This is a genomic window from Thermoplasma sp., from assembly GCF_008709555.1.
Taxonomy (GTDB): Archaea; Thermoplasmatota; Thermoplasmata; order Thermoplasmatales; family Thermoplasmataceae; genus Thermoplasma.
This window is the reverse complement of sequence record NZ_VYIJ01000005.1, coordinates 1-22,686: the sequence shown is the minus strand read 5'-3', so window position 1 is coordinate 22,686 and position 22,686 is coordinate 1. Positions and strand designations below refer to the sequence as shown.

The window sequence follows — 22,686 nt, the reverse complement described above, 5'->3', positions numbered from 1 at the left end:
ACTGCATGCTAATCATGTGTGTAGCATAAGGATTTATTAATTTTTTACTAACATTAATAGTATGTTTTTAAGAGAAAATGATGTTCAATCCTGAAGTTTTATATGCTTCAGGCTGACCCTTGCCATGCGTTCTATCTGATGCACCGCGTCCTTCTGCCCCTCTTCCACTATGCTGAAAGCACGGCCATCGGATCCGAGGCGGGCTGTCCTGCCAACCCTGTGCACGTATACCCTAGGATCATCTGGCAGATCGAAGTTGATTATGTCCGTGACATCCCTTATGTCTATGCCGCGTGCAGCCACATTTGTGGCAACGAGGTAATCTGCCCTGTTCCTGAACAGGTACATTGCACGTTCCCTCTGGCTCTGGCTCATGTCTCCATTGATCATCACTGCATTGTATCCCCTATTCAGGAGAAAATCACACACCATCTTTGTGCCAGCCTTCGTCCTGGAGAATATGATCGTCTTCTGCGGACCGTATGTCTTGAGATAGTTCTGCAAAGCCTGAAGCTTCCTGTTTCTCTTCGATACTGTGTAGTAGTGGTCTATCTCCTTCACCGTCACCTCATCCGAACCTACGATTATCGTTTGAGGATCTGTCATGAAATCATTGGCCATCCCTATTATCTCTTCTGGCATGGTTGCCGACAGTATGAAGGTCTGCCTCTTCTCGCTTAGAAATGACATTATCATCCTTATATCATCGATGAAACCCATATCCAGCATCACATCGGCTTCATCCAGAACGAAATGTTTTATCGCCGAAAGATCAAGGAATCCTCTCTCATGGAGATCCAGGATCCTGCCTGGTGTACCGACGATTATATCGGTGCCTCTCTCCAGCATCTCTATCTGCCTGCTCATCGAGGCGCCGCCGTATATCACCGCAGTCCTTATCCTTGAACTTCGGCCGAGACGTTCCGCCACACCGTTCACCTGTAGGGCGAGTTCCCTTGTCGGCAGTATTATCAGTGCACTTGGTTTCTTTCCGCGCCCTATGCTGTTTATTATCGGCACAAGATACGCTGCCGTCTTGCCAGATCCTGTCTTTGATCTTATTATAAGGTCTTTACCAGCAAGCGCCGGTTCCATTGACTGTTCCTGTACAGTCGTCATATCTACAAAGCCAATTCTCTTAAGATCCGCTTTCAGATCTTCTTTTATATTGCAGTCTTCGAATTTCGACATATATATTCCAACCATTCGACTAAAGTCCGCGAATGGCAAATTTACAAAAAGCAACATCAACGACCTTAGATGTGATCAAGGTATCAACCATGATGCTGAATTTTTAAACATCCCATTTGCGCACTTTCAGCTTTCCTAATATTATGAACATATATATGACCTTTGTTGTGGTTTCCAGGTCATCTTCGTTGGCATCTTATGTCGAATCAGCAGTATTCGAAACGATCATATCAAATATATTTGGTTAATTTTCTATGCTATTACAAATAAATATAAATATTGTCAGAATAAATTTATATCGGATCTTCGTCTTATTCATATTGATGCGAAATGAATGGTGAGAATGTATACCTCGTCGATTTCAAACGAACTGCATTCTCCAGATCAAGACCGAACGATCCGGAGAAGGATGTGTTCAACTCTATCCGCATGGATGAAGCCATGGCTAAGCTGATCAATACGGTGATAGATGAGACAGGGATCAGGCCAGAGGAGATAAACGACGTGATAACTGGCTGTGCCCTGCAGATGGACGAAAACTGGACATACGGCGGGCGGCACCCCATACTGCTTGCCAATCTGCCAGACAATGTCCCGGGAATGGCCCTAGACAGAGCGTGCTCCTCATCGCTCAACGCAATAACAATAGGTGCCATGGAGATAATGACGGGCAATTCCGAGATCGTAATGGCCGGTGGTTATGAGCACATGACACACGTACCCATGGGAAACAGCCCCTTCCTGAAACCCAACATAAAGCTCATGGTGAGGCCTGAATACATGCACTATGACATGAATACGGGATACTCGATGGGCCTGACAGCAGAGAAACTAGCGGCGCTCAGAGGCATAGGCAGAGACGAGATGGATAGATTTTCGCTGAGAAGCCACCAGCTCGCCTCCAAGGCGCTGGACGACGGATACTTCAAGGGCGAGATCGTTCCCATCGAGGTGGAGATAAACGGTGAGGAGAAGGTCATTGATACTGATCAGAGCATAAGGAAGAACGCATCCCTTGAGGAAATGAAGAAGCTGAAGCCGGCTTTCAGGGATGATGGCATCATAACGGCAGGAAACTCATCACCGCTAAACGCTGGCGCCTCGCTGACACTCCTTATGTCAGAGAAGAAAGTCAAGGAATACGGGCTCAAGCCTATGGCTCGTATCGTGTCCTTCGGGTGGGCAGGCGTGGATCCATCCATAATGGGTGAGGGGCCTGTACCTGCAACCAGAAGTGCGCTTGCAAAGGCGAAGATGGATGTATCCGACATCGATTTGTGGGAGATAAACGAGGCCTTCGCCGTCGTCGTACTCAACGCCATGAAAGAGCTTGGTATTGAAGAGGATCGCGTGAACGTACATGGAGGCGCCATAGCAATCGGCCATCCACTAGGTGCCACCGGAGCCAGGATCGCAGGCACACTGGCACGTATAATGAATGAGAAGAAGAAGGATTACGGAGTGGCAACGCTCTGTGTTGGAGGAGGACAGGGCTATTCTGTCGTGTTTGAGAGGTATTGATATGAATTTCGAACTTGATGAATCCCAGAAGGAGTTCAGGAAAAAGGTTGAGGAGTTTGCAAGGAGGGAGTTCACGGAGGAGGCTGCGTCAAAATACGATCTTCAGGAAAAATATCCTGATGAGGTCGTCAGAAAGATGCTGAGCGAAGGTGTTTTTGACTACTCAAACCCGTGGAACATACTTGTAGCCACGGAGACGTTCTGCAAGTACGATGCAGGCATGGGGATATCCATGCTGGTACCGTTCTTCGGGAATGAAGTAATAGCACTCTTCGGAAACGACGAACAGAAGAAGAAATACCTGAGCAGGGTATTCTCAGGCCAGGCAAAGATGGGCCTGGCAGTTACAGAGCCAGGTGGCGGAAGCGATGTGGCAAACATAAAGACCACGGCCGTTAAGGAAGGCGATCATTACATCCTCAACGGATCAAAGATGTTCATAACTAACGGCGACATAGCGGATTTCTTCGTACTCCTCGCAAGGACCTCCGTGGAGAAGAAGAAGCACCAGGGCATGAGCGTGTTCATAGTTGAGAGGAACTTCGAAGGCTTCAAATCCAACAAGATACATGGAAAACTGGGAGTGCGCGCAACTGATACGGCTGAGCTTACCCTGGAGAACGTCAAGGTGCCAGAGGAGAACCTTGTTGGAGAACCCGGCAGGGGCTTCTACTACATAATGACCTTCTTCGATATAAGCAGGGCATACGTCGCAGCACAGGCCCTTGGCATAGCCGAGGGTATACTCGAGAGGGCCGTTAACATCCTTCAGAAGGATGGGCCTCTGACATCACAGCCGGAAAGGGTCCAGTTCACAATAGCAGATATGGCCACCAGGATAGAGGCTGCAAAGCTCCTGACCTATGAGGCTGCCTCCTTCATATTCAACTTCAACCCGAATCCTGCTGTCACCAGCATGGCCAAGGCGTATGCTGCGGAAACCGCTGTATACGTATCAAGGAAGGCCATGGAGATCACCGGTGTAGACGGCCTCACATCGAGTATGGAGAGATCGTTCAGGGACGCCAAGATCATGGAGATATGGGAGGGTACCAGTGAGATCGAGAAACTCGTCATAGCCAGAATGCTGAAGGTGGGTGATACACAATGATGGAAGAATACGAGATCCTTAGAAATACGGTGAGGGAGTTCGCGACAAAGGAGATAGAGCCAGTATCAAAGGACATAGAGCTGAACGGGATACAGAGGCAGTTGAAGGAGAAGATTGCCGGGCAGGGATTCATCGGTGCAACTCTCCCGGCAGAAAAAGGCGGTGCGGGCCTCGATGAGAACGGATACATGATAATACTAGAGGAAACGGCCAAAGCGTCGCCATCCGTTTCAACTTGGATATTTCTCACAAACCTGTACCTGAAGCTGTACCCTGATACCGATCAGAAGGAGAGAATAATGTCTGGAAGCGTCGATGCCACCGTGGACATATCTCCATATTACCTCAGGAGCAAAACTAACCCGCTCACGGTCACGGGAGGAAAGCTGACCGGCAGGCGCACCGGTGTGATCAACGGAACCGCTTCGTCAATCATCGTCAGCGACGGAACAAATATATATGCCGTGAATTCAGGAATGCATGCTGAAAGCAGGAACCACCTTGGGCTTCGAGGAATGGATCTGTCCGATATCGATTTTGATTCCTCCTCCTATGAGAAGGTCGGATCTGAGGAAAAGCTGAGGATGGAATTGAAGAAATCAGATGGCGAGATCGCTTCCATATTCCTCGGCCTCGCTGATGGCACTATGCAGAAGGCGATCGATTATTCCAAAGTCAGAACCGCATTCGATCATCCGCTGAAGGATTATACGCCGATCTTCGACGAAATCGTGAACGCTAGGACGCAGATAGATCTCATACGCTTCTATCTATATGGAAATCAGGGTGAGTATGCAAGGGCCTTATGCAAGGTTAAGGCAAAGGATATTGCGCTAACGGCTAGCAGAAGTTCGTTGCAGATACATGGCGGATACGGCTACATACACGACTTCGGAATAGAGAAATACTACAGGGATGCCATGGCACTCGCCGTATATTTCGGCGATGATTCCTGGGAAAACGGTGTAATTTCGCAGACGGTCATGGGAGAGAAGGGCGGTATAATCTGAGGATACCGTGACCTTTTATTTTTTTATCTGTATATATAATAGGTACCCATTGATTTTGAACACAGCTGGCCATCGCCATCCAGCGCCTCCACATCAACATAGGCTATGTTCTTGCCGATCCTGACCATCCTGCTTCTGAATACCACCGGCCCCTTACCTATCTGCCTTATGAATTCCGTGCTAAAGTTAACCGTGACCTGATTTATGACCGTCCCGTATGTGAGCACGGTCAATCCACCTATGGCGTCTGAAATTGCCATTATGGCACCACCATTCATTATATCGCCGATACGTATCAGGTTCTCCCTCAGCGGGACCTTTATTTCTATTGATCCCTCCGAAATATATGACACATCAAACTCTATATTCCTGAGAAAACCGTCCATTGCAAATATCTTCTTCAGATCTTCTCCATCAAACATCGTTTCAGAATGCCGGGACAAAATAAAAACTTATTATCATCGTTTTTCCAAAAAGATCTCAGGAAAATAATATATTTAATTTTTAAATATTTTAAACATGCGATTATTCCTACATATAGATACAGAAAATATATTATCCAGATATGCAATATAAAGACATGGAGTATAAATACGAACTTACCATAGATAAGCTGTTACAGAGTGGTATATCATCCAATCCTGCACAGGTGATAAATTACACTGGCAGGAGAGAATTCACGTTTGAGGAGTTCGGAAAGCGCGTTTACACTCTGGCAAAGGCGCTTATCTCGATCGGCGTGAAGAAGGGCGACAGGGTTGCAGTCATAGACTGGGATACCTATGTGTATCTGGAAGCTTACTTTGCCGTTCCTATGATTGGTGCTGTCCTGCACACCGTTAATGTCCGTTATCCCCAGGATCTGATATATTACACGATGGATCATGCTGAGGACAAGTACGTGATAGTTCGTGATGAATTCGTTCCGATACTCTCGAAGAACAGGGAGGCTTTCTATTTCATAAAGGGATGGATCGTTTACTCAGAGACAGGGCAGATTCCTGATTCGATCTCGCCCAAGTATATTTACGAGGATCTCATGAAGGGATCATATTCGGATATCGAACTTCCGCAGATATCTGAAAACGATCTTGCGACCACCTTCTACACGTCCGGGACGACGGGCCTACCGAAAGGTGTGCAGTTCACGCACAGGCAGATCGTCCTTCATTCTATCTCCTCAGGTCTTGCTCTTGGTGACGATCCAATAAACCTGACGTCAAGGGACACCATAATGCCTCTGGTTCCGATGTTCCACGTGCACGCCTGGGGCGTGCCGTACATGTCCATAATGGCAGGCCGGCGTTACGTTCTCCCTGGAAGATACGATTTCGACCACATAATCGATCTCATCGACAGGTACAACGTAAGCGTAATAGCAATGGTTCCTTCGATACTCTACCTTATAGTGACGAACCCCAACGTGAAGAAAATTGCCGGGCGCGGCATCAGAGCCATTGTGGGAGGTGGTGCACTTCCAGAGGGACTCGCTAATGCCGCTGAAAAGCTAGGTATAACCGCCATATCCGGTTATGGACTCTCAGAAACTGCTCCCATCCTCACGCTTGCAACCTACAACGAAAGGGTAAAGGAGATGCCTGACACGGAGAAGAAGAAGTTCAGGCTCAAGACAGGCGTTCCCATACCTCTGGTGCAGCTCCGTGTGGTTGATGACAAGATGAACGATGTGCCGAAGGACGAGAAGACAATAGGAGAGATAGTTGTCAGGGCACCATGGCTCACAAGCGTATACGTCAAGAACAATGAAGGCACTGAGGCCCTATGGCGTGGTGGCTGGATGCACACCGGAGATCTCGCCGTCATGGACGAGTACGGCTACATACGCATAGTGGACAGGGAGAAGGACGCTGTGAAATCCGGTGGGGAGTTCATTCCATCGCTTGTGCTCGAGGATGCCATAAGTTCATGTCCTGGCGTCATAGAAAACGCCGTTGTCGGAAAGCCGGATGAAAAGTGGGGCGAGAGGCCCGTGGCATTCTACACCGGAACCGCAAAACCAGATGACATCCGCAGGCATCTGATGGACATGGTCAATGCCGGGAGGATCGCAAAGTTCTGGATACCAGACGATTTCATAAACGTGAAGGAATTCGCAAAAACAAGCACTGGAAAGGTAGATAAAAAGGTTTTAAGGGAAATGATCAAGAAATGATCATTTTCCCTGATAGTTTGGCTTTCTCTTTCCAAGGAAGGCCGATATTCCTTCCTTGAGATCCTCCGTTCCGTATAGAAGCCCCATTGATATGGCCTCCATCTCCAGCCCATCGTCCAGCGAGGTGTTAGTGCTCCTGAGGACGAGCCTCTTCGCAAGTGCCGCTGATATTGGGGCAACCCTCTCGGCTATGGTCTGCGCAAGATTCAGTGTTTCAGAGTCTATCGTATCCTTGCTGAATATCTTCGAAACTATGCCCATCTCGTACGCATCCCTGCCGGTGAACCTTTCGCCTGTCAGTATATAGTAGGCGGCCCTGGACTGACCAACAGCGCGCGACAACCTCTGCGTACCACCCCAGCCTGGAACGAGACCGAGAGTGACCTCTGGGAATCCTATCTGGACATCATCCGTAGCCACCCTTATGTCGCAGGCCAGGGCCATCTCGAACCCACCGCCAAGCGTGTAGCCCTTCATCTCTGCTATGGTCACCTTTGGTATCTCGCTGAGGAGTTTATAAACACGTTCACCACGCCGTGCGAACTCCATGAAGTCAAATGTGCTGCTGAAGAATGAGTCCAGCTGTGCGCCTGCCGAGAACACGGGCCCGTTTCCGGTGATTATGACCACAGATATCTCCCGGTTGTTCCATAGATCGGTCAGCGCCTTTTCCAATCCATCCATGACTGCAGCGTTGATCAGGTTGTTCTTCGTGTTGTTTATGCGGAGAACTGCGATCTTCCCCTTCGTCTCCATTATTACCGGGTCGCTGGATGACACGTAAGCTGCCTCCACCTTCTTCTCCTCTGGTTTTGATGGAGCGATCTGCATGGATATGACCGTTTTCAGTTTCCCCTCTGCTATGGACTTTGCTGGCCTGAAAACTTCCACGCCAAACTTCTGGTAGAGCGCCTCAAGCTTGCTTTTTACCTCGGCATTCGTAAGCCCCTTCGCCACGGTTATCGGACCGAACGGTCTGTTCATTCCGAGCTTCACACCCGTTTCGATATCGTCAGGCGATGCAACTCCTTCCTCGATTATCTTGACAGCCTCGTTTATCTCCAGCGCAAAGATATCCATGAGCTCTACTGCTTTTGTCGGCTTTGCCTCCGGGATCTGCGCCTTCCCATTCACCCATTTGTAGAAGCCTTCCCCTGTCTTAAGCCCCAGCTTCTTATCGTTGAAGAGCTTAGTGTAGACCTGACACTTGGAGTAGTCGGGCGATAGCTCCTTTGCATAGTACTGCAAGGAATGGTAAACCGTATCGATGCCCACGTAGTCCATGAGTTCGTATGGCCCCATTGGGAGACCCTGCGAACGCGCAAACCTGTCCACCTCCTCCGGCTTGGCCAGACCTTTGTCTATGACTAGGCAGAAGTAAAGCGATTCCGGAGCGTTTATCCTGTTGACAACGAAACCCGGTGTGTCCTTGTAGACCTTTATCGGCGTTTTCCCTATCCTCTTCGAAAACTCGTAAACGGTTTCAAATACTTCGTCCTCGGTGTACTGGCTCCTTATGACCTCAACTAACTTCAATACGACCGGTGGGTTGAAGAAGTGCATGCCCACAACCTTGCCCTTCTTCGTTATGCCTTCAGCGATCTCCGTAAGCCTTATGTTCGATGTGTTTGTCGCAAGTATCGCCGTGTCCTTTGTGCTCTTATCGAGCTGATCGAAAACGCTCCTCTTTATCTCCAGTACTTCAGGAACGGCCTCTATGACCAGATCTGCGTCCTTAACCGATGCCGGTATGTCCGTGAAGTAGTGTATTCTTGAAAGAACCTCATCCTTGTTCTTCAGCTTTCCTGAGTTCACAAGCCTGTCCAGGCTGGCGCTTATGGAATTCCTAGCCTTCTCAAGTATCTCGTTGGAAACGTCCTCAATGTTGACGTCCAGGCCTGCGAGAGCTATGACCTCAGCTATGCCATGACCCATTATTCCAGAACCGATAACGGTTACCTTGTTGATCTCCATGGTCTCACTTCCCCTTTCCGAGAACAGTTATCATCTTCTGCACAAAGAAGAGATCGCCAGAAACAGTGACCTTGCCACTCATGAATGCGGAAAATGCGTTCAGTTTTCCGGTTATTATATCGCTGAGAACCTGATCGGTGCATTTGACCGTCGCATCAGCCTTATCAGCCTTTCCATCTGCTATGTCTATCTTCCCGTTGCCTATGACGATCCGGAACGGACTGGAATCGCTCAGCTCTATGTTCACGGTCTTGCTGGTCTTTGCAATGTCAGCCATGTCTTTTTCCGGAACCTTTCCTACCATCTGGTTTATGAGATCCTTTGAACTCATAATATGTATAGACTCTGAAGCAATATAATTTTTTAGCTTTAAATATTGCCCATATTAGCAAGGAATATCGTAATATCGAAAACAATGGGTGAAGATGATTGTGGTCTCAGGGAGAGACATGCGTCAAGAAGTCACAAAAAATATTTTGAGGTTTATCACTCCTCATAGTCGCAAGCCGGGTTTGAAAACCTGAACACCTTTATTTCACCTTTCTCATTGTAGACGGGTTCAAGTATACCGACACCGCACTTCGGGCATATGTGCTGGTAATCCTTCGTCCTGTGGGAAAGAAGAACGCCGGTTATAGAAGCCCTGGAAAGGTATCTGGACAGATCGGTAAGCGTCACGATCCCAACAACATGCCCGGAGTCGTCGACGACCGCACATCTCTCGAGACCGTTCTCGCTGAGATAAGCCGCAACGTCCTTAACATCGTAATCGGATCTGACCTTTGGTATTGGTTTTCTCATCACCAGCTTAACCGGTACCTCGTCTGGTTTCTTGTTCCTTGGAATGAAGCGTTTTATTATGCTGCGTTCGCTGAGCAACCCTATTCCCATTATCGTCCCTCACAACTAGGCCGTAGAGATGGTTTTCATTCATTATCTACACCGCGTCGAAGACGGTCGCGTTCCAGTTAACAGTCTTGAAGTTTGAGTTCATTATCTTTTGAACTTTCATTGACAAGCTATGTTATGATTAAATATAATATTTTTCAATTAAAAATGATTACATAGCCATATATTGAAATATGTCAGACAGAAATATTTTTATCAGTTTTTGGAGGAAAAGTTTATGAATAAAGAGAGTCTACATATTAAGATAAAATGACCAGATTCGTGCTCGTATCTGACACTACCCTTAGTTATGAATACAGACATTTCCCATTGCTGGATTTCCTTCCATGTGCACCGGGGAAGACCATTCCTGGCCCAATATACCGCTTTCTCAAGGGCCCGGAACCACCCAATGTCAACGGAATAGTCAAATATGCTCCATACGCAATACGAAAGATCGAGGCATCGCTTGTCAGGGCCTTCGGTAGGGACAGTGTTGTAGTTGTGGACGAGGATTATCTGGGCGAATATGTGGATGACAAGACTGAGGTCATTGGCGTGTCCACCATGGATCCACTTGGTCTTGGGCCAACGACTATGTCCTATTATGCGCTTTTTGGTGGCGATCTTGATGCCTGGGTCAGACGTGAATGGGACAGCCTGATGGAGAAGGTCAACAAGGCTAGGGAGGGCAAGAAGGCTAAGCTGATCGTTGGGGGTCCTGGTGTCTGGGAATTTACAATATTAAGGGACGAGATCGACAAGTACAAGGTTGATTATTACGTGCAGGGCGAGACCGATGACGTGGTTGCCGAGCTTTTCAGACAGGTAGCCGAGGACAATATAGACAAGCAGATGTTCTTCAACGGCTACATGAGCTACGATGATAATTTCCACAAGGTTCTGAAGAAGGATGAGAAATTCCTTGCAAGAGGAATAACCCAGTCAGCGTATCCTAGGCTTGAGGATATACCAGAGATCATAAATCCATCGATGAAGGGAATGGTCGAGGTGATGCGCGGCTGTGGTGTCGGCTGCGACTTTTGCGAAGTAACTCTCAGGCCGCTGAGGTACATGCCTCTGAACATGATCGTGGACGAGATCAAGATCAACGTTGCAGGGGGCGTTGACAATGCCTGGCTGCATTCCGATGAAATATTCGGGTACAAGCATGGTCATTTCTTCGAGCCAAACGAGGAAGCGTTGAGCGAATTATTCTCTACCGTAATGAGCGTGCCGGGAGTCAAGACATCCAACCCGACGCATGGAAGGATATCGATACCTGCCGGCTATCCGGAAATGATGGAGAAATTATCCAAGATCCTGAGGGCTGGCCCGAGGAACTGGATAGGCATACAGACCGGCCTGGAAACCGGCAGCGAGGAACTGGCTAAGAAGCACATGCCGAACAAGACGCTTCCACTGAGAATAGGCGTGGACGGATCATGGCAGGACATCGTCTGGCAGGGAGTCCTTGTTGAGACAAGAAACTACTGGAGATCAGCTTTCACCATACAGGTCGGGCAGGAGGGCGAGACTCCAGAGGATCTATGGGATACCATAGCGCTCATTAACAAGTTGAGCAACTCCTACGTGGACGGCCGCCCATTCGAGTTCACCGTTACGCCTCTGGTTAACGTTCCTCTCGGCAGGATAAAATCAAAGAAGCTCAACACAAGCATGCTGGACGTCAACGGCCTTGCCGTATACTACGCCTCCTACAGACATCTTGCAAAGATGGCTGCCAGAGATGGGTTTAGGGATGCCCATGGAAATGCTTTCCTCAAGCTGGCAACGGGAGGTCTCATATCATTCGGCGGCAGGCTGATGATGGACTTCATAGAGAAGAAGGCACAGAAGGCCGGCGTAGACATAGAAAAAGTGAAGAGATACGGGGTGGAGGGCGCTGACGAGATCACCTCACTGGCTCAGTTTGCCAGGGCGTAATCCATCGATTTCAAGCATTTTCTTAATAGTCACTTTATCATTCTGCTTTCTTTTCATGGATCAATTTCGATAAAGTATTTCATAAATGGAGCTATGACTTTTTATGAAATATGTTAGGCTTGGTAACTCTGGAACGATTGTATCTCAGGTTGCCATTGGCACATGGCATCTACCTGGATCTGGGAAATTTCACCTGGATGGAGTGGAAATGGTTGATGAGGCTGAATTCTACAAGATAGTGAGAAAGGCCTATGACGCGGGCGTGAACTTCTTTGATACAGCGAACATATATCATGGCCGCGTGGAAAAGAACGAGGATCACATAGATCACATCGGAAACTCGGAACGCATCCTTGGCAGATCGCTTAGAGGATATGACAGGGAATCGATAGTGGTTGCAACGAAGGTAAGGGGTCCGGTCTCAACCTTTCCGAATGGCGAGGGTCTTTCCAGAAAGCACATAATGTGGCAGATAAGGGAAAGCCTCTCAAGGCTCGATATGGATTATGTAGATCTGTACCAGATACACTGGTCGGATCCGAACACGCCGCACACCGAGACCATGCGCACCCTCAGTCATCTCGTGGATCTGGATCTCGTCAGGTACACTGGAGAAAGCAATCATTCTGCAGGGGATATAGAGGACTTCATGAACATTTCGGAAAAATATGGGCTTCATCCCTTTGTTTCCATGCAGGAACCCTACAACATAATACAGCGCGGTATAGAGAAGGACAAGCTTGACGTTGCTAAGAAGCACGGCCTTGGCCTTCTCGCGTACATACCACTGGCCCAAGGCGTTCTGGCCGGGAAATACCTCGAGGCACCAGAATCAGGATCGAGATCCTCGTATTATCCTGAACTCATAACGTTCAGCAGGAGAAACGAAAAGATCATCAGGGACCTTATGGACTTGGCAAAGGAAAAGGGCATAACCGGTAGCCAGCTTGCCATAGCATGGATCATCAAGAGATCGGAGATGGAGAAGATACCAATGATACCGCTGCTGGGTGTGACCAGGGAGAAATACCTGGACGAGAACCTCGCTGCGCTTGACGTCAGGCTCAGCGATGATGACATGAAGAGGATCGACCAGCTGACCTCAGGCCTGAAAGCCTGAGATCACTCGTTTATCTTTGATACCCTCTTCAGAAGGGCTTCTTCCAGCTTCGGTGCGACCCTTATAATGCCCAGATGCGACAGAGCCTGAGGGAAGTTGCCCAGGAAATCACCTGTCTTCTCGTCTATTTCTTCCGAATACAGGCCGAGGTGATTTGCCTTCTCTATCACGGATTCCAGCGCAGATCTGGCAGCCCTGAGCCTCTTCATTAGGATCAGATCCTCGATGTACCAGAACGTAAGCATCAAAAACGAGCCCTCGTCGCCCTTAAGGCCATCGTCTTCCCTGTATCTGCGGAAGAGGTATCCATCAACCATCAGTTCATTCTCTATCCGCTTCAGCGTACCGACAAATCTCTCATCGTTCGCGGGTATGAAACCCAGTATGGGCAGGCGGAGAAGGGATGCATCCACGTTCTTCGATCCGTAGTACTGGACAAAACTGTTAGTCTCCTTATCAAAGCCCTTCGTGACCACATCGTTCCATATCTCATCCTGTATGGCCTTCCATTTCTTTATCGGGGCTGTGAGGCCGAGGTCTCTGGCGATGGCTATGGCGCTGTCGAATGCCGCCCATGACATGACCTTGGAATACACATATTGCTTGGGCTCTGTCCGGAATTCCCATATGCTTGAATCCGGATATTTCCAGAGGTACTCGATCTTTGCCATCATCTCTTCAACGAAGTCCCAGAGATACGAATTTACAACGCCTCCCGCCTTCTCCATTGCGTGTATGGCGCGCACGATGGAACCATACTGGTCTATCTGCAGCTGATCCACGGCCTTGTTGCCTATGCGCACAGGCCTTGACCCACGATAGCCCTCGAAATCCAGCTCCTTCTCAACAAGATCATCCGAGTTGTCTATGCTGTATATGGTTCTTATCTTATTCTCCCTGGATATGACGTCCATCATATCGTACAGGAATGATACAGCCTCCCTCTTGTATCCTATTGCGGCAAGCGCCTCGATCACGTAGGCTGTATCCCTTATCCACGTGTACCTGTAGTCCCAGTTTCTCTCACCGCCAATGGCCTCTGGAAGACTTGCCGTAGGTGCGGCAACCATCATTCCTGTTGGCTCGTAGAAGAGCACCTTCAGCGCCAGTGCAGACCGCATGACTATGCTGTGGTACATGCCAGCATACGATGAATTAGATGCCCACTTCCTCCAGTAGTCCGTTGTCTCCTGCAGCCTGAGATACGATTTGTAATCCGTCGGCCTGTAGAGATGGTGTATGCCGTAAAGTGCAATTATCCATGAAGAGCTCCTCGGCTCCATATCCACATCGGCAAAGACGTGATCCGCGTTCCTCTTCAGCTGGAATTCCGTTGATATACCCATGTTTTCCTTCTCCGTGCTGAAGATGAACCCGTGCTGTACCCTCTGTATAAGAGGCCTTTCCGTGGCATAGTTGAATGTTGGCTTGAAGTCAACGGTCACGCGGACTGGATCGGAGAATGTCTCTATGAACCTGTGCACCTCGGGAAAGCTTATCTTGCCGTACTCGGAATCCGGCATGAAGTCCGTGGTCCTCAGTATGACCTTTCCGTTTCTTATGAATTCCGTCACGAGTATATTCGTCAGCTCCTTGTAATACTGATCCACGTAAAGGTCACGGGTATCCGCCGGATGTATCGCAAAATATCCGCCCTTGTTCCTGTCCAGTATCGACGAGAATACGGCAGGTGAATTGAAGTTAGGCAGGCAGCCCCAGTCTATGTAGCCGTTCATCGCCACAAGCATGGCGGTTCTGTTGTTTCCGATGAAACCGTGATACTGTATTTTTGGATATCCATCAACAGTTATGTCATCATATTTAACAAGACCATGAAAGGCCATATCAGTCAGTTCTTTCCGTATTTACATCCGGGATATTAACATTATCGAGATCCGTATGCGCTTCGTGCACCTGTACTAGCAAATGATATCAACTGGCAATTGAAGTTTATTATATTGATATATAAATATTATAATAAAGTTTATATCCATTTAACAATAAACAGCATGTGGATGCTCAGAGATTTGTACTGCCAATGAACGGCGAGAATATCTCAGTGGTAGTAGGCGAAGACGTTACAGGCCACATAAATGAGGAGGTTGGCCACTACGACAGCCTCGTCTTCATGATAAGCAGGACCGTTGAGGAGATGTTCGGGTCCAAGATACCGCCGCTTGAAAATTATGGGAGCAGCACCATCAAGATGACGCTGAACGATGGCGAATCGCTCAAGACGCTGCGGAACTACCAGCGGATAATAAAGGTTCTTGTGGAGAAGAAGGTGAGCAGGAATTCTCTGCTTGTATACGTTGGCGGCGGCACCGTCGGCGATCTCGCTGGATTCGTGGCGGCCACGTACAAGAGGGGCATAAGGATGATAGCTGTACCAACCACGCTCCTTGCCCAGGTTGACAGTTCCATAGGCGGCAAGAACGGCATCGATTTCTCCGATGTCAAGAACGTCATAGGTACATTTTACAATCCATATCTGATCATCGATGATCTGCAGTTCTTGAAGAGCACACCTGAACTGATAAAGGAGGGCATGGGTGAGGTGATAAAGTACAGCATAATAGCTGGCGGAGACATGTTCAGGAAGGTATCGGAGTGCTCATTATCCAGCTTTCATGACCATGCTCCAGATATAGTCAAGATGAGCATAAGGATAAAGGCGGACATTGTGAATAGGGATTACTATGACAGGAACGGGATAAGATCGACACTGAACCTCGGGCACACGATCGCGCATGGAATAGAGGGAGCATCCAAGGGCCAGATAAGCCATGGGCGCGCGGTGGCCACAGGCCTGATGGTTGAAGCACATATAGGCGAGAAATACGGGAACACGAAGCCAGAGGTCATAGATGCGATAATGAGGCTTGTTGATAACTATGAGATAGAGAGGGTGCGGATCTCTGACATAGGGGTAAACAGCATACTGAGGTACGTATCAAACGACAAGAAGATGGCTGAGGGCTACATCAACATGCCTGTGCCGGCTGAGATCGGCAACATAATAACTATGAAGGTAACGGATAGAATGATCAGCGATGGTCTTAACACATTCATCAGGGAGCATGAGCGGAGATAGCATCGTCGGCCTCATAGGCCATCCGGTATCGCATTCAATAGGACAGATCGTTTACAACCGTATATTTCAGGATCTTGGCATGGATTCCGTTTATCTGGCAATGGATGTTCATCGTGACATCCTGCCCCTGTTCATGATCAGGTCTGGCTTTCTGAGGGCATTCAACGTCACAATACCCCATAAGGTTTCGGTAATACCATTCCTGGACTCCATGGATCCCATAGCCACTGAAACACATTCTGTTAATCTAGTCGTAAGGATCGATGGTGCTATGAAGGGTTACAATACGGATTATTTCGGGATTGAGTACGCTCTGAAGGCTAAAGGCATCGATGTCAGAGGAAAACGTGCCGTCGTGGCCGGATCCGGCGGTATCGCGAGAACAGCCATCAGATACCTCCTGGATCATGGTGCAGGAGGCATTGACGTCCTCACAAGAGACGTTAGAAGAGCCCAGGAAAACCTGGCTTTTTCTGGTATAAACATATGCGATCACATAAATTCAGAGTATGACATGTACATCAACTGCACCCCGATCGGGACATTCGGAGAGGGAGATCCGTTTTCCACAGTCAGGTTCGAAAGCGACAGCATAGGCATCGATCTGGTCTACAACCCTATGAGAACACCCTTCCTGATGAGGATGGAGAATGCTGGGGGCAAGATCGTTTCTGGCATTGACATTTTCATAGGACAGGGGTTGCGGACCCTTGAACTCGTCTTCGGAATAAGTCCTGAAGAGATGTTCAGGAAGTACGCGCTGGAGGCTCTGGATGAAATACGCAAGATCTAGGACGCACGGAGGAATATCTATAATATCCGCCTTCATAGACGGCATAGGCGGTGCATTCTCCACGGACGTGCCGATGACGGTCACGGTGAGAGAAGGTACATGCTCGCAGGAGAAGAAGATCAGCGAAGATCTGCGCAGGTACCTCTCAATAAGCACATGCTTCAGATTCACCGTTGAGAGCAGGATACCGTCTGGTTACGGTCTCAAGAGCAGCAGTGCATACATATTAGCACTGGCAAAGGCCATGGTGGTGTACTCTGGAAAGGATCTCGATGACATGTCCATACTTACGGCATCTGCTGAGGTTTCAAAGATGTCCGGTTTCTCAGTTACCGGGGCGCTGGACGATCTGTGCCAGGCAATGTACGGAGGGTACTGCCTAACAGACAACAGGAAGATGCGGATACTAAGGCATGGAAGGTTACCGGAACTGCCTGTTCTAGTATGCGCAGATGGAGAGAGGCGATCCTCAGGTACGCTGACGGTGGACGGACATTACAGGAACGCAATACGCAGAGTTGAGGATCTGGCCTTCAGCGGGCGCATATTCGATGCGGCTGTTGCGAACGGCCTGATATATGGTTCCATGTTCGGGATGGATCTTGGCCTCATGAATAGGATGATGAAGGCAGGTGCGCTTTATTCATCACAGAGCGGAAAGGGCCCCGCAATATTCGGCATATTTCCGGATAGAAACTCGGCCTTGAAGGCTAGATCGGATATCGGTTTCGGGATAGTCACAAAGATAAACAACCAGGGAATACGTTACTGGAAATATGACAGTTAAAATATATGGATCCGGTGGTAGCGGTACGGTTGCGCTCCCCTCGTCAAAGAGTTTCACGCAGAGATACATACTTGGATCTGCGTTCCTTAACAAGAATGTCACGCTGAACTATGTAACGATAACTGGTGATGATTCAATAGCCATGGATATAGCGCAGAAGGCTGGCGCCAGCATAACGGTCAGTGACAGCAGCTTCAGGATAAGGCCATCGCTCAGGTGCCCGGAGGAGATCTATGTTGGTGAGTCAGCGACATCGTACAGGATAGCGGTCGGGCTGCTCGGTTCAGCTGGATGCATAACGCATGTCACCGGGGATCCTAGCCTGGCAAGGAGGCCGATGGAACCACTCATAAAGGCGCTGGAGGCCAACGACGTCCATCTGACGCTGAACAGCGAAGGGTTCTACGACGTCAACGGGACAGAATCCAAGAAGAGATATGTCGAGGTTGATGGGGTCAGCTCCCAGTTTGTATCATCGATGATATTCTACTACGCGAAGAAGGGTGGTGGTGAATTCCTCGTGAAGAACATGAGGTCCCCTGGCTACGTTTACATTACAAAGCGCGTGCTGTATGATCTGGGTTACTTCGTCAACATCGAGAAGACCATAACAATCAACCCATCTGGAGTATGGAAGACCGCCATAGATGTTGAACCGGATTACTCGAGCCTTGCCTTCTTCCTAGTGCTTGGCCTTCTGTCCGAGAATGTTGACATCAGGTTCAACATAAAGCGAATGTCCAGGATCCAGCCAGATTCGGTCCTGCTGGACATGTTCAAGGACAACATAGCAATAGACAGGGACACGGTGAGGGTACTGCCCGGCATAAAGGATCGCGTAACCGTTGACGCTGACCGAAACCCGGACCTCTGTCCGCCTCTGTCCGTGATAGGCATATTCTCGGACTACGGTGTGGAGATAGACAACTACGCCAGGCTCAGGACAAAGGAGAGCAACCGCTATGAGGGCATGGTCGATATGGCCTCCAGGTTCGGAGCCATAGTCGAAGACAATGGCAAGGATCTATTCATCAAGAGAGGCGAACTGAAGAACCCTGGAACGCTCTCCTACAGCGATCACAGAATGATAATGAGTGCGGCCATAGCTGCCGCCGTATCAGGCTTAGAAATAACCGTGGACAACGAAACAAAGGTATCCAAGAGCTTCCCCGGCTTCTTCAAAGAACTATCAAGATTCGCCAATATAAGCGAATCAAATTAATTTTATATGCGGTGTTGATTAACACGCATGCTTCTTTTTCAGGATCTGAGGAAGGCCATATACGAGATCGTGAATGAAAAATTCAGGATATCGGAGAATGATGTATATTTAGATGATACAGGTCATTCCGATATAACGGTAAGGATATTCAGGATCCTCAAATCGCCGGACGGTGGAGAGGGGATCATCGATGAGATCGTTGGATCGATATCCGGCAAAGAATACGTTGAAAAGGCCGTATCAGAAGGCGGTTACATCAACGTCTGGATAAAAAGATCCTACATGCTCAGGGAGGTCATCGAATCCATAGAGAAGAAGGGGATTTATCCGGATGTGTTCCAGGAAGCTGATCGGGTCAGCGTTGAACACACAAGCGCCAACCCGACCGGACCACTTCACATTGGACGTGCCAGAAACTCCATAATCGGAGATTCTGTTTACAGGATACTCACCAGGTATGGGTACAGAACGACCAGGCAGTACTTCGTGAACGATTCAGGGAAGCAAATGATATCCCTTTACACGGCTTATATCAGGTATGGCGGCCCAATAACCATAGATAACCTGCTTGAGAACTACCAGAGGATCTACCGTGAAATGGAAACAGATCCGAGCATCGAAAAGGAGATAGAAAGAAACATAGAGAGGTACGAGAACGCCGATCCGGAGGTGTACGAGACTCTGAGAAAGATCGCAGGCGTTATGCTGGATGGTATAGCCTCGACCCTGAAGCGGATAGGCATTGAGTTCGATGAGTTCGACTGGGAATCCGATCTCCTGCGTGATGGCAGTGTAAAGAAGATAATAGATATGCTCCAGACGAAGGAAGAAGATGGAGCAAGGTATATCGAGATACCTGGAAAGAAGATATTTTTGACCAGGAAGGATGGAACAACGCTATACTTCGCAAGGGATATCGCCTACCATCTCTTCAAGGCAGAGAACAGCGAATGGATCATAGACGTGCTCGGTGAGGATCACAAGGACCATGCTAAGTCCCTTGATCATGTACTGAAGCAGATGCTGAAGCTGGAGAACCGCATATCCTTCATGTACTACAGCTTCATAACGCTGGAAACGGGGAAGATGTCCACGAGGCGCGGGAACATAGTCACGCTACAGGACCTTGTTGACAGGACGTATGAAGAGGCACTGAAAATAGTGAACGAGAAGAGGCCAGATCTCTCGGAGGATGACCGCAGGAAGATAGCGGAGGTAATAGCCACCTCTGCGGTAAGGTACAGCATAATAAGGGTGAGCGCGCCGAAAGCAATAACCTTCAGGTGGGACGAAGCGCTTAACTTTGAGGCAAATTCTGCACCATTCATAATGTATTCGCATGCCAGGGCAACAAGCATACTTGAGAAGGCAGAGGAACCTGGGGATAAGTACGATTTTAACATGGATCCTGAGGAGGCGGAACTCGTCAAGGCCATGTATGTTTATCCATACTATCTTATGGATGCAGCACTTGACCTGAAACCGGATCTGATAGCAACGTACCTGATATCGCTTGTCCAGAAATTCAATGACTTCTATGGCGCATGCAGGGTCATAGGGACGGATCCAATGACCTATTCAAGAAGGATCAGGATAGTAAAGGCTTACAGGCAGATACTCTCCGATGCAGGGAGCCTCATAGGAATAAGAATGCTTGATCAGATGTAAAAATTTTATAAAAATTATATTTATTTCTTCTTCTGCTGCTGTTTTGGAAGTTCTGTCTTGGGCTGCACGGCCTTCTGCGTCGTCTTTCCGCCACCAGATCTGATCCTGTAGTAGACGTAGACGATCACAACGAGCACTACGATGACCGATACAACTATAAGCGGTGTTCTGTAAGCAGGTGGGTTGACGCTAACCGTCTGCGTTAATGCTCCTGCGGTTACAAAGGCTGAAGGCTCATTACCAACTTCCGCGGTTGCATAGAGAGAGATCTTTCCAGAGGTTGGTGGTACCCATGTGACAGTTGCATTGTAATATGATCCTGCCTTTATCTCGCTCACCGTTGTGCTTCCTACAACCTTGCCGTTGACGTAAAGTGTTACATTGACGTCATATGCATTTATTGTCCCTAGATTGGAGACGTTCACGTACACCTTTGATGAAGAACCCTGGTATGCAGCCTTAGGTGAGTATATGGATTTGACAACCAGCCTTGGGCTCTGGACAACCATTGACACAGTCTTGTTGTAGTAGCCAGATATTCCAGACGGGTTTGTCACGTTCAGAGATATTATCATGCTGTTTACGGTGTTGAACTGGATTATAGCATATGACATGTTCAATGCCGTCATGTTGGTGTACGTTGTTGATGATGGCTGAGCCACGGTACCGTTAACGTATTCAATCTTCCACTGGAATTTCAGATCCGAGAATGGATAATATGGATCCGTTGTATTGTTGGCGCTGAGCACTATGCTCTTTCCGGCTATCGGGTTCTTTATGTAAGTACCGTTGTACATCATGAAGAAAGTTGCGGATGGAGGCGTTGTATCGTTCACGTAGACGTGGAATATGACATGCGTAACATTTCCAACTTCAGTTGTGATGTTGGCGTATGCATACTGGTTCAGGTATCCTGGGGCTATGCTGGGGTGCTGGAACGCGTAGGACACATTCTGCCCTATGAAGGTCTGCCCTGGGAAATGCCAGCTGTACATCAGGAAGACATTGTAAGAATCAGCTTTCAGAGAAGATCCATAGAAACTGTAGCTGACGCTTGCCGACTGCGGCACGCTGAGCGAGATCAGGTATGTGTTGTTAGAGACGTAGTAATTCTTTGTAGATGATATAGTCCTGCCGTTTAACGAAGCGGAGAACTTCACCGCTGGCACAGTGCTGTTGCTCAGCCCGATGACGGTGAAGTTCGAGTACGCTACACCTCCTGACGGGCTCACAACTCTGACACTGACCTTGTTAACCTGATCATAGAACTTGTAGGAAACGTTATAACTGTATTCCGTGGTGCCGTTTATGCTCCATGTGAAGTTGGCTTGCGCATAATCATTGGAGTTCGTCACAGGATTGAAGTAAGCGGTGGAAGCATTGAGGTATACGGTCTGATTCAATGGTACAACGTAATAGGCGTTTGATGCGTTGTCGTTCAGCACGTAGTTATCCGATACCATGTTCTTCCAATAAAGCGTGTACGAATTGTTCGAGACGATGGGTTTCTGCACCGGTGAAAGCTTCAACTTCACCATGGTGTTGCTTGAGAGCGGCGAGATCTTCACATACTTGTAAGATGATATCAGAGGCACATTTGAGGATGATACGGCCAGGCTACTGTTATGGTAGGTCACGTTGAAGTTGTACTGTATTGAACCTGGCGTGTTCTGTGTGCCGTATACGTAGACGTCTATTGTGCTGAGGCCTGAAACAGACGACATGTTTGTGTATGTAGCGTTGACGTAGGCTTTGATCGAGTCAGGCGTGCTGTAAACAGTCACCTTTGGCGATCCAGTTATGCTGTAGTACACACCATTGACCATGAAAGTCCCGGATGTGTAGTTCTGTGCAAGACCATAGAAGTATCTGATTAGCTGTGCTGATGTTATATGGTCAAACAGCATCTGCCAGTAGAGCGATCCTACGCTGGAATTTGCAAAATAATTGGGAATCGCCGTTCCATTGTTGAGCTGGAATGTTATATTCTGGTAAAGCATCTGAAGGTTCTGGCTTATGCTGTAGTTATAGTATACATTTGAAACGTCCTTGGTCAAATTTATCGTATGATGGTTTTGGGCAGATGTGAAAAAATACGGCCAGTATCCAGGCGATTCAACCAGTATTATATCTGTTGATGGCGCATAAATGGCAAATGAACCGTTTGTGAAATGAGAAACCGTATAG

At 48.3% G+C, this 22,686-nt stretch carries 18 protein-coding genes; 11 read left to right on the top strand and 7 right to left on the bottom strand.

Annotated features, from left to right (window positions below; all coding sequences use genetic code 11):
- Positions 1-84 precede the first annotated feature (84 nt).
- Positions 85-1,206 (bottom strand): DEAD/DEAH box helicase, encoded by a 1,122-nt coding sequence (locus F6Q11_RS03070; RefSeq protein WP_297026240.1) that lies wholly within the window; start codon positions 1,204-1,206, stop codon positions 85-87.
- A 315-nt stretch (positions 1,207-1,521) separates the two neighbouring features.
- Here F6Q11_RS03070 and F6Q11_RS03065 point away from each other — a divergent pair, with 315 nt between their 5' ends.
- Genes F6Q11_RS03065 through F6Q11_RS03055 form a run of 3 tightly spaced genes read left to right on the top strand, consistent with a single transcriptional unit; the run spans position 1,522 to position 4,833 of the window.
- Positions 1,522-2,712, top strand: a complete 1,191-nt coding sequence (locus tag F6Q11_RS03065; RefSeq protein WP_297026239.1) for an acetyl-CoA C-acetyltransferase — start codon at positions 1,522-1,524, stop codon at positions 2,710-2,712.
- Position 2,713: 1 nt separating this feature from the next.
- Positions 2,714-3,823 (top strand): acyl-CoA dehydrogenase family protein, encoded by a 1,110-nt coding sequence (locus F6Q11_RS03060; RefSeq protein ID WP_297026238.1) that lies wholly within the window; start codon positions 2,714-2,716, stop codon positions 3,821-3,823.
- A complete protein-coding gene (locus F6Q11_RS03055) occupies positions 3,820-4,833 on the top strand; it encodes an acyl-CoA dehydrogenase family protein (RefSeq protein ID WP_297026237.1) in 1,014 nt (337 codons plus the stop codon). Before F6Q11_RS03060 ends, F6Q11_RS03055 begins: the two co-directional genes overlap by 4 nt.
- A gap of 23 nt (positions 4,834-4,856) precedes the next feature.
- On the opposite strand, the gene F6Q11_RS03050 is transcribed toward F6Q11_RS03055, so the two are convergent.
- The gene (locus tag F6Q11_RS03050) at positions 4,857-5,255 is read right to left on the bottom strand and encodes a PaaI family thioesterase (RefSeq protein WP_297026236.1); all 399 of its coding nucleotides are present in this window, start codon (positions 5,253-5,255) and stop codon (positions 4,857-4,859) included.
- Between the two features lie 158 nt (positions 5,256-5,413).
- On the opposite strand from F6Q11_RS03050, the gene F6Q11_RS03045 reads away from it, so the two are divergent.
- Positions 5,414-7,006, top strand: coding sequence for a fatty acid--CoA ligase (locus F6Q11_RS03045; RefSeq protein WP_297026235.1), 1,593 nt, complete (start codon positions 5,414-5,416; stop codon positions 7,004-7,006).
- On the opposite strand, the gene F6Q11_RS03040 is transcribed toward F6Q11_RS03045, so the two are convergent.
- From F6Q11_RS03040 to F6Q11_RS03030, 3 genes are all read right to left on the bottom strand, one after another.
- Complete coding sequence (locus tag F6Q11_RS03040; protein ID WP_297026234.1) at positions 7,007-8,980, bottom strand: 3-hydroxyacyl-CoA dehydrogenase/enoyl-CoA hydratase family protein; 1,974 nt, start codon at positions 8,978-8,980, stop codon at positions 7,007-7,009.
- A gap of 4 nt (positions 8,981-8,984) precedes the next feature.
- A complete protein-coding gene (locus tag F6Q11_RS03035; protein WP_297026233.1) occupies positions 8,985-9,311 on the bottom strand; it encodes an SCP2 sterol-binding domain-containing protein in 327 nt (108 codons plus the stop codon).
- A 155-nt stretch (positions 9,312-9,466) separates the two neighbouring features.
- Positions 9,467-9,871 (bottom strand): DUF1936 domain-containing protein, encoded by a 405-nt coding sequence (locus F6Q11_RS03030; protein WP_297026232.1) that lies wholly within the window; start codon positions 9,869-9,871, stop codon positions 9,467-9,469.
- A 267-nt stretch (positions 9,872-10,138) separates the two neighbouring features.
- Between F6Q11_RS03030 and F6Q11_RS03025 the strand changes: the two genes are divergently transcribed.
- Both F6Q11_RS03025 and F6Q11_RS03020 read left to right on the top strand, forming a co-directional pair.
- Positions 10,139-11,815: a radical SAM protein gene (locus tag F6Q11_RS03025; protein WP_297026231.1), complete on the top strand. Its 1,677-nt coding sequence runs from the start codon at positions 10,139-10,141 to the stop codon at positions 11,813-11,815.
- Positions 11,816-11,918: 103 nt separating this feature from the next.
- Complete coding sequence (locus F6Q11_RS03020) at positions 11,919-12,935, top strand: aldo/keto reductase (RefSeq protein WP_297026230.1); 1,017 nt, start codon at positions 11,919-11,921, stop codon at positions 12,933-12,935.
- A 2-nt stretch (positions 12,936-12,937) separates the two neighbouring features.
- On the opposite strand, the gene F6Q11_RS03015 is transcribed toward F6Q11_RS03020, so the two are convergent.
- Positions 12,938-14,779, bottom strand: coding sequence for a glycoside hydrolase family 15 protein (locus F6Q11_RS03015; RefSeq protein ID WP_297026229.1), 1,842 nt, complete (start codon positions 14,777-14,779; stop codon positions 12,938-12,940).
- 167 nt (positions 14,780-14,946) lie between these two features.
- Between F6Q11_RS03015 and aroB the strand changes: the two genes are divergently transcribed.
- From aroB to argS, 5 genes are read left to right on the top strand one after another with little or no spacing between them, the layout of a single operon-like run.
- Positions 14,947-16,029: a 3-dehydroquinate synthase gene (aroB, locus tag F6Q11_RS03010; RefSeq protein ID WP_297026228.1), complete on the top strand. Its 1,083-nt coding sequence runs from the start codon at positions 14,947-14,949 to the stop codon at positions 16,027-16,029.
- Positions 16,016-16,822, top strand: coding sequence for a shikimate dehydrogenase (locus tag F6Q11_RS03005; protein WP_297026227.1), 807 nt, complete (start codon positions 16,016-16,018; stop codon positions 16,820-16,822). Before aroB ends, F6Q11_RS03005 begins: the two co-directional genes overlap by 14 nt.
- Positions 16,803-17,609, top strand: a complete 807-nt coding sequence (locus tag F6Q11_RS03000) for a shikimate kinase (protein WP_297026226.1) — start codon at positions 16,803-16,805, stop codon at positions 17,607-17,609. The genes F6Q11_RS03005 and F6Q11_RS03000 overlap by 20 nt, the downstream gene beginning before the upstream one ends.
- Positions 17,599-18,831, top strand: a complete 1,233-nt coding sequence (locus tag F6Q11_RS02995) for a 3-phosphoshikimate 1-carboxyvinyltransferase (protein WP_297026225.1) — start codon at positions 17,599-17,601, stop codon at positions 18,829-18,831. Before F6Q11_RS03000 ends, F6Q11_RS02995 begins: the two co-directional genes overlap by 11 nt.
- Positions 18,832-18,858: 27 nt before the next feature.
- The gene (gene argS, locus F6Q11_RS02990; protein WP_297026224.1) at positions 18,859-20,499 is read left to right on the top strand and encodes an arginine--tRNA ligase; all 1,641 of its coding nucleotides are present in this window, start codon (positions 18,859-18,861) and stop codon (positions 20,497-20,499) included.
- Between the two features lie 20 nt (positions 20,500-20,519).
- Here the strand turns inward: argS and F6Q11_RS02985 are convergent.
- Positions 20,520-22,686 (bottom strand): CARDB domain-containing protein (locus F6Q11_RS02985; RefSeq protein ID WP_297026223.1); only part of this gene is annotated, 2,167 nt, incomplete at its 5' end.